Annotated in this window: 9 protein-coding genes; 5 read left to right on the forward strand and 4 right to left on the reverse strand. The window is 51.6% G+C overall.

Translation table 11 applies throughout. The features are described from left to right. A partial coding sequence (locus IQ260_RS23535; protein WP_193995520.1) for an NFACT family protein occupies positions 1-611 on the reverse strand: 611 nt, incomplete at its 3' end. Between the two features lie 280 nt (positions 612-891). Between IQ260_RS23535 and remA the strand changes: the two genes are divergently transcribed. Together remA and IQ260_RS23545 are read left to right on the forward strand one after the other, a co-directional pair. Beyond that, on the forward strand, positions 892-1,152 hold the full coding sequence (gene remA / locus IQ260_RS23540; protein WP_193995521.1) for an extracellular matrix/biofilm regulator RemA: 261 nt from the start codon (positions 892-894) through the stop codon (positions 1,150-1,152). Positions 1,153-1,267: 115 nt separating this feature from the next. Continuing rightward, complete coding sequence (locus IQ260_RS23545) at positions 1,268-1,702, forward strand: SufE family protein (protein WP_193995522.1); 435 nt, start codon at positions 1,268-1,270, stop codon at positions 1,700-1,702. Positions 1,703-1,705: 3 nt separating this feature from the next. Here IQ260_RS23545 and IQ260_RS23550 read toward each other — a convergent pair whose 3' ends face one another. Continuing rightward, positions 1,706-2,227, reverse strand: coding sequence for a MarR family winged helix-turn-helix transcriptional regulator (locus IQ260_RS23550; RefSeq protein WP_193995523.1), 522 nt, complete (start codon positions 2,225-2,227; stop codon positions 1,706-1,708). 176 nt (positions 2,228-2,403) lie between these two features. Here IQ260_RS23550 and IQ260_RS23555 point away from each other — a divergent pair, with 176 nt between their 5' ends. Then, on the forward strand, positions 2,404-3,138 hold the full coding sequence (locus IQ260_RS23555; protein ID WP_193995524.1) for a sulfite exporter TauE/SafE family protein: 735 nt from the start codon (positions 2,404-2,406) through the stop codon (positions 3,136-3,138). Between the two features lie 16 nt (positions 3,139-3,154). Here the strand turns inward: IQ260_RS23555 and IQ260_RS23560 are convergent, their stop codons facing one another. Beyond that, positions 3,155-4,642, reverse strand: a complete 1,488-nt coding sequence (locus tag IQ260_RS23560; RefSeq protein ID WP_193995525.1) for a tetratricopeptide repeat protein — start codon at positions 4,640-4,642, stop codon at positions 3,155-3,157. A 169-nt stretch (positions 4,643-4,811) separates the two neighbouring features. Here IQ260_RS23560 and hemC point away from each other — a divergent pair, with 169 nt between their 5' ends. Beyond that, positions 4,812-5,768 (forward strand): hydroxymethylbilane synthase, encoded by a 957-nt coding sequence (hemC, locus tag IQ260_RS23565; protein WP_193995526.1) that lies wholly within the window; start codon positions 4,812-4,814, stop codon positions 5,766-5,768. Between the two features lie 149 nt (positions 5,769-5,917). Continuing rightward, positions 5,918-7,369, forward strand: coding sequence for a glycogen synthase GlgA (glgA, locus tag IQ260_RS23570; RefSeq protein WP_193995527.1), 1,452 nt, complete (start codon positions 5,918-5,920; stop codon positions 7,367-7,369). Here glgA and IQ260_RS23575 read toward each other — a convergent pair. Further along, positions 7,366-7,914, reverse strand: a 549-nt coding sequence (locus IQ260_RS23575) for a phosphate-starvation-inducible PsiE family protein (protein ID WP_407657751.1), incomplete at its 5' end; no start/stop codon positions are given. The genes glgA and IQ260_RS23575 overlap by 4 nt on opposite strands.

Here is a 7,914-nt window from a genome sequence, read left to right on the forward strand (position 1 = left end):
GTACTGACACCGCTGTAGCTTTTCACCATCATTTTGCTCAGCTTGCCCGGGACCAAACTAATCCGCTCTTGCCAATCAGTAAACGATTCTGATAGACGAGGCAATGTCCCTATGATGGCCGGTGGCGGTTTATAGTCTCCCCCCGTACGAATGGTGCGGACACTAGACTGTCGCTCATTCACCTGATGCGCAGCTGTAACGATCTCCTGGCGGGCATTCGTCAACAAAACATTGCTGTACTTTCCCATAATCTCCACATAGAGATGCCATTCCGCCGGTTCATCGGGACGACGGGCAAATTGCAGATCGACAGCCCGGTCCCAGGGAGCCAAAAATTCGATCCGCGTCAGGGCCAGACCACTAAATTGATGTTTAAGTTGCTGACTAAAGGTAAACGTATCAGGCCGTTTGGGGGGAGCAGCCCCCACATGAATCCGAGCCGCCTGGGGATGCCAGGAGATCGTCAGCCATCCCCGCCGATCAAATGTACGCAATCCCAAGCAGATAGTACTCGGATCACGTTGAACTACCTGATCGCAACGAGCTGGCAACCATTGGGCAGTTAGCTCATTACAAACGGCTCTAAGGGTTGTTATATCAACCGGCTGCACTCTTTTTCCTCTGTTATCAAAAATTTTGAAGATTTATGGATGATTTAGGTGTTTTTCGTGCGCCCCATCCTGAAGATGGGCACCCTACGGTGGCCAAACTGGACAAAATCAGCCTTCTCAATCGTTAAGGGTTGTTTTTCTCATGTTTAAGTCCTGTTTTTTTCGTTAACATTTCGGTATAAGGATTTAGTCATTTGCGCACTTATCAGGGGGCATCGTTACGCTTAGTGGCGGTTGTCAGTTTTTTGGCTTTGTGCTTTGAACTTTTGCTATCGAACCTATGGACATTAAGCTTATCAATATCGGCTTTGGCAATATCGTATCTGCGAATCGGGTGGTGGCCATTGTCAGCCCTGAATCTGCTCCCATTAAACGACTCATTGGCGATGCCCGAGACACAGGCCAGCTGGTCGACGCTACTTACGGTAGACGCACTAGGGCCGTCATTGTGACTGATTCAGATCACGTGATTTTATCGGCCTTACAGCCCGAGACCGTAGCCAATCGATTTATGATCCATAAAGAGACGAACGGGGACTAGCAACTTGGCATTCATTGGCATTCATTTAAGTCACGGTTCTTAGATGGAGACTTGAGCGGTTTACACTGGTTTACACTAAAGATCGTAGACAGTGCCCACAAGCTTGCATTTTCAGATGTCCGTCAACTCCGCTCGTCCCCCTGCCCTGGACAAAATTGTTAAACGATTTCAGCGTATCCAAGATCCGCGACGTCGCTATGAGCAGCTGCTTTGGTACGCCAAGCGTTTGGAGGATTTTCCTGAGGACGCTAAAACCTCAGATAACAAGGTCAAAGGATGTGTCTCGCAAGTCTATATTATTGCCGAGCGAGACAATGAAGGTCATGTAACGTTTCAGGGCGACTCGGACGCGCAGATTACTAAGGGGTTAGTGGCACTATTGATTGAAGGCCTTAAAGGACTGCCGCCCACTGAGATTGTGCAGCTAGAGCCCGATTTTATTAAGGATACTCAGCTAGATGTGAGCCTCACGCCATCACGCGCTAATGGGTTTTACAACATATTTAAAATGATGCAGCAGAAGGCATTAGCGTTGGTAGATGAGAATTAATCCCTACGGGGTTGCGTTATAAAAATCATCGGCACAATCATCGTTATAGAAATCGTTGTTCTTCTCATTAAGGCAAGGCTCCACCGTGGGGGCTGCGATGCCAAATGCAGCCAATAGGCCAGTATTCTCGGCGGTGGAGTCTAGAACGCTGGTTTGTAACTCATCCCACACAGGAGCCGCTTTGAGCAGCAACTGACGTCCTTGGGGAGTGGCGTGAAGGGACTGACTACGTTTATCTTTACCCTCACCAATCTCAATCCAACCGTGCTTGTACATGCGATCAATCGTCCGGCTGACGGTGGACTTTTCCATACCCAGCATCTGAGCCAGCTGTCCAGGGGCAATGGGGCCACGGCTGATAACCGTGGCCAGGATGTTGAGCTGGTTGACAGTAAATCCCAAAGGACGCAGGGCCTCATCATAGAGCCGGGTGACCATACGGTTGAGCTGTCGTAACCGCATGGCAATACAGTGACTGGTCATCTGTCGGGCAATTTCTTTAGGGGTGCCAGAGGTTACTGTCATTATCAGATTAATCATCAATTAGTTGACTATACAACTAGTCAGACCTCAGAAGGCTGACGCTCGTTTAACTGGGAGCCGTCTAGCTGTAGGCAAAAATCATGAATCTGAGTTTACATTGAGTTAATTATCTTAATAATCAGTAAGATTAGAGAGTACGTACATCACGGCAAAACCCTATGGATATGCTCGACCCGACTATGACTGACAGTCTCTGGATTGGGTTGATTGTGGGTTTAGCCTCGTTGGTGCAGGGTCTAACTGGGTTTGGATTTGCCCTAGTGGCTGTTTCACTGCTGCCGGTGTTTATGGAGCTGCATCTGGCAGTTACCCTGGTGATTGCGGTTGGACTCATTGGTAACGTGGTGCTCTGGTGGTATCACCGTAAAGGGTTTGAGTGGTCGCGAATCGTGCATCTGGCGGGGGCTGCGCTGGTGACTATCCCAGTGGGGGTAATAGGTCTCCAGTATGTGCCAGAACACTTGGCACTGCAGGGTCTGGGTATGTTGGTGGTGGGCTATGTTGCGTATTCTTGGCTGCGGCTGTCGATGCCAGAGCTGAGAGGACGCTCTTGGGCCTATGCGTTTGGAGCGGCCTCTGGCGTTCTGACAGGTGCGTTTAATATTGGGGGTCCCCCCATTGTGATCTATGCCACCTGTAATGAGTGGAGTCCCCAGGAATATAAAAGCCATCTGCCTGGGATGTTGTGTGTGCTGTCTTTGGTTGCGATCGCAACCCACCTCTGGCAGGGCGACTTTGACCGGGCTCTCATGACCCAGGTAGGCTATGCCACCCCTTTCTTTATGACTGGCCTCGGCTTAGGGATTTGGCTATCCAGATATATTGATGCCGCCATTTTTCGGCAGGTCGTGCTGGTACTCCTGGGAGGAATCGGCTTAAAGCTTTTGGTATAGGCAACCGGTACACCCCTTACTGGGAGTCACCGCTATCTTCTGGCTCGGTGACATCCACAGTTTCATCAGTAATCACTTCCACATCGGGCAAAGCATCCGCAGACTCCGGCTCGGCATTAGGCACCTCAGGCGGAGCTGTCTCTAAAGGATCAATCTCCACCGGAATCACATCAAAGGGTGGATTATCCCGCAGCCCCTCCTGCACCGAATCCCGCAGAGAAGGCTCACTGGCTGGCTCCTCGGCTGGCTCCTCAGCGGCAGACGGATCGGCCAGGCTCAGTTTGGCGACTTCACCACGAAAATAGGCTTCACGATATTGCAGCGATTCCGAAAAGGCAAGACCAGCCCGAAAAGCAACCAGGGCATTATCCGTATCCTCAATGCGAAGGTAGAGCTGACCCAGACGGTCATAGGCTTCTAGAATGCCATGCTGGTTATAGGCTTGCTGCTCAGCCCGCACCAGTAGGTTGTACATGGTCAACGCCTCATTGGTCTGCCCTTGCTCAGCGTAAAGATCGCCCACATCCTTAAGCACCGTACTCACGTGGCCGTAGAGTTCTAGGCGCTGGGCCGTCACATAGGCCAGGTTGTAATACTTGAGCGCCTGGGGATAGACACCCAGTGCCCGAAAATTGCGAGCGATATCAATCTCTAAGGGCGGTTCGCGATCGTTTTGCCCCGTGGTTCTATAAAGACCCAGCAGTTCAGTTTGTACCGGCAGTGCTTGGGAGTAGGCTTTAGCCTCTTGGTAGCTATAAATCAGATCCTTGAGATATTGCATGTGCTCTAGGGTATTCCCCTGAGCTTTGGCCGTCGCGACAAGACCGGTATAAAGCTGGGATGCCTTCTCAAAATCGAACCACTGCAAATAGTGATCGGCCAGTACCACCACCCACCCTTGCTGGGCCATCGCATCAGCAGCTGTCATCTCAATCAGCTGCTGGTAAATATCCGTCGAGATATCTCGCATGCGCAAGACCTGGGCAATGGCCGCGATGGTCTCGACTCGCTCTAGGGTGGCGGTCTCCTTCTCCGCTAACCAAATCCGCTCTAGCCTAACGGCCAGCAATCGTACCTCTTGGGAGCGCTGCTCATTCCAAGCATGTTGACCAATACGTCCCAGGGCCTCAAGCTCAACTTCGATACCAAACAGACGTCGCAGCTGCACCTCTCGCATCCATAGGGCAAAGGCCTCTTCAGGCTGGCCTGCCACCAGCAGCACCCTAGCCTGCTCATCCATCCGAAACAGCTCGAGTTCCAGGTTATACAGCTCCAGCGGACTCAACGGACGGTCCACAACAGTAGCTGGCAGCAAGGGATCTCGGGGTTCAGCCTCGAGCGGATTGGTGAGAAAAGCATCTAGTAGAACCGGGTCCAACCGCTGTCCGTAAACCGGGAGGGCCAGCAACGCTGCGGCAGCAATACTCCCCACAAGGCTGACCAGCCGACGCCAGGCACCTAAGCTTGATTGCGGCTGCTTTCGTAAACTCAAATCAACACTCATTTACAGAACTTTGTACTCGCGAGGCTTTGCGACCGTGAGCGGTCGTTGGTGCTGTAATCTTAAGATCCTGTGTTGTCATTTTTCCGGCTCAGTACATCCAACACATCAGCAACAGCAACTCTTTGAGCCAGCAGGTGCTGGCTAACTAACCATAACAAATCTGTTAACTATGTCCTCAAATGTAGCAACCCGTACTATCCGGATTGGTTCTCGCAAAAGTCAGCTTGCCCTAGTGCAAACCCACTGGGTCCAGGGTGAGCTACAAAAGCGTTTCCCTGAGATTAACTTTGAAGTTAAGACTATGGAAAGCAAAGGGGACAAGATTCTAGATGTTTCCCTCTCAAAAATTGGTGATAAGGGTCTCTTTACCCAAGAGCTAGAGGACGACATGCTCAACGGCACCATCGATTTTGCCGTTCACTCCCTTAAGGACTTACCGACACGACTGCCTGAGGGACTGATTTTAGGCTGCGTTACCGAGCGGGAAGACCCCGCCGATGCCCTGGTCGTTCATGAAAAGCACGCGGGCAAAACTCTAGACCAGCTGCCTGAAGGCGCAATTATTGGCACCTCTTCCTTGCGCCGTCTAGCCCAGCTGCGTCATCACTTTCCTTCTTTTCAGTTCAAAGATATTCGTGGCAACCTCAATACTCGCCTCCGCAAGCTAGACGAAGGCCAGTACGATGCCATCATTCTGGCGGTGGCTGGCTTAGTCCGTTTGGATATGGGCGATCGGATTCAGCAGGTGGTGCCGGCAGAGATTTCTCTCCATGCCGTTGGTCAAGGTGCCCTCGGTATCGAGTGCCGTGGCGGTGATGATGACATTCTTGCCGTGATTAAGACCCTAGAGCACGAGCCCACTGCTCAGCGCTGCTATGCAGAGCGGGCCTTTTTACGAGAGCTAGAAGGGGGCTGTCAGGTTCCCATTGGTGTCAATACGGTGATTGAGGGAGATACCCTAACACTGAACGGAATCGTGGCTAGCCTGGATGGCCAAACCCTGGTCACAGACGAAATCTCTGGCCCCGTGGGAACAGCTGACGCCATGGGGACAACCCTGGCCAAACGGGCTAAAGAGGCTGGTGCCCAGGAGATTTTGGATGCGATCGCAGCTGAAAGTCGCTAGCGGCTGCTTGACCTAGAGTAGCTTTCTGCTCAAAATCATCCAGTCAAAAATAAGGGGACAGGTAACGGCTAGCACTATGCACAAAGCCAATCCCCCTCTAGACTTGATCCCGTGGAATGTGGGTTTTTAAACGGGGCAACAGGAACGCGATGCGAATTTTATTTGTGGCAGCAGAGGCCGCCCCCTTAGCAAAGGTGGGCGGCATGGGGGATGTGGTCGGCACATTGCCCAAGGCACTGCGAGCCATGGGGCACGACGTGCGAGTCTTGATGCCCTACTACGGGTTTATGGGCGACAAAATAACCATTCCCGACGAGCCCGTCTGGTGGGGTTATGCCATGTTCAATGCCTTCGCGGTGTATGAAACCACCCTCCCCAAGTCGGAGGTGCCCCTCTATTTATTTGGCCACCCCGCCTTTGATGGTAACGAGATCTACGGCACCGAAGACGAAGACTGGCGCTTTACCTTCTTTGCCAACGGGGCCGCCGAATTTTGCTGGAATCACTGGAAACCCGACATTCTTCACTGCCATGACTGGCATACAGGCATGCTGCCAGTGTGGATGCACCAGTCCCCTGAAATCTCTACGGTCTTTACCATTCACAACCTGGCCTATCAGGGACCCTGGCGCTGGAAACTAGACAAAATCACCTGGTGCCCGTGGTACATGCAAGGCGATAGCACCATGGCGGCAGCCCTGCTCTACGCCGACCGTGTCAATGCCGTCTCCCCCACCTATGCCCAGCAGATCCAAACCAAGGAATACGGTGAAAAGCTAGAAGGATTGCTATCGTATATCAGCGAAAAACTAAGCGGTATTGTCAACGGCATTGACCTGGACGAGTTTAATCCTGCTACCGACCCTCAGATTGAGCAGACTTACACAGCAGACACCCTCGACCAGCGAGCCCTCAACAAAAAGGCTCTCCAGTCAGAAATGGGATTAGAAGTCAACGAGAATCGCTTTGTCATCGGTCTGGTCAGTCGCTTGGTGGAACAAAAGGGCATCGACCTGATGTTACAAACCATGGATCGGTTTTTAGCCTATACCGATACGCAGCTGGTATTACTCGGCTCAGGGAATCGGCATTATGAAACCCAGCTGTGGGAGCTATCCAACCGGTTTCCCGGTCGCGTCTCGGTGTACTTGATGTACAGCAGCCAGCTGGCCCAAAAAATTTATGCCGGTGCCGATGCATTTCTGATGCCATCCAGGTTTGAGCCCTGCGGCATCAGTCAAATGATCGCCATGCGTTACGGCTGTGTACCGATTGTGCGACGTACAGGTGGCTTAGTCGATACCGTGAGTCACCACGACCCTGTAAATGGCAAAGGCACCGGCTACTGCTTTGACCGCTATGAACCCTTAGATCTGTTTACCTGCATGGTGCGTGCCTGGGAAGGTTTTCAGTACAAGCCCTTCTGGAAAAAGCTACAGCAGCGCGCCATGGCCGAAAACTTTAGCTGGGAGCAGTCAGCCCTCAAATACATCAAGCTCTACAGCGAAGTGAAAGGACTCCCCTATGAGAGTCAGATTCCCGTTGAGTATGGGGGCGAGCTGGCCATCAAGGACAATTCAGTCGCTGTTATCGGTGATTAAACATCCAGTTTGTTTTCCACCTCAGCCATTTTTTGAGCAAATCGTATTCTATGGCGGCGAGACACCTGTTGTTCTGGATCAACACCATCAAATGTGGGCGGAATCCAGGCGCGGATAACGAGTAGGGCTCCCAACACCAGTAGAAAAGCACAGGCAGCCATGACCTGCACCCACGGGGTCTCTAGGATGCCCCGTACAATAATTTCTCGTAACACTGAGACAATTGATACTTCTACAGCCACACCAATAGAGACACGATGCTCTTTCAAGTAAATAATCAGTAACCGAAACAGTTCCACCAGAATTAGCAGAAACAAAATATCGGCAGTGACCCGAGGAAAGTTCAAGGGTGGCAACAGCGACAGAAACATCTCTCGTAGCTGCATCACCATAAAACTGAACAAGCCAATACAGAGAGAAACTACGATCAAATCCTGGATTAATTCCAGGAATCGTACGATATGGGTGCCATTGAACCAGTTACCCCAGCGCGGGGACGTTGATGTGGATAAGGGTTCCATAATATTGAGTGGTAAATGGTAACT

The sequence above is a fragment of the Leptolyngbya cf. ectocarpi LEGE 11479 genome, assembly GCF_015207065.1.
Lineage (GTDB): Bacteria > Cyanobacteriota > Cyanobacteriia > Phormidesmidales > Phormidesmidaceae > Leptothoe > Leptothoe ectocarpi.

Excerpts from the sequence above, each read along its gene's own strand:
- IQ260_RS23545 (WP_193995522.1), top strand. The coding sequence starts at position 1,268 with ATGTCCGTCAACTCCGCTCGTCCCCCTGCCCTGGACAAAATTGTTAAA.
- IQ260_RS23555 (WP_193995524.1), top strand. The coding sequence starts at position 2,404 with ATGGATATGCTCGACCCGACTATGACTGACAGTCTCTGGATTGGGTTG.
- IQ260_RS23550 (WP_193995523.1), bottom strand. The coding sequence starts at position 2,227 with ATGACAGTAACCTCTGGCACCCCTAAAGAAATTGCCCGACAGATGACC.
- IQ260_RS23560 (WP_193995525.1), bottom strand. The coding sequence starts at position 4,642 with ATGAGTGTTGATTTGAGTTTACGAAAGCAGCCGCAATCAAGCTTAGGT.
- remA (WP_193995521.1), top strand. The coding sequence starts at position 892 with ATGGACATTAAGCTTATCAATATCGGCTTTGGCAATATCGTATCTGCG.
- glgA (WP_193995527.1), top strand. The coding sequence starts at position 5,918 with ATGCGAATTTTATTTGTGGCAGCAGAGGCCGCCCCCTTAGCAAAGGTG.
- hemC (WP_193995526.1), top strand. The coding sequence starts at position 4,812 with ATGTCCTCAAATGTAGCAACCCGTACTATCCGGATTGGTTCTCGCAAA.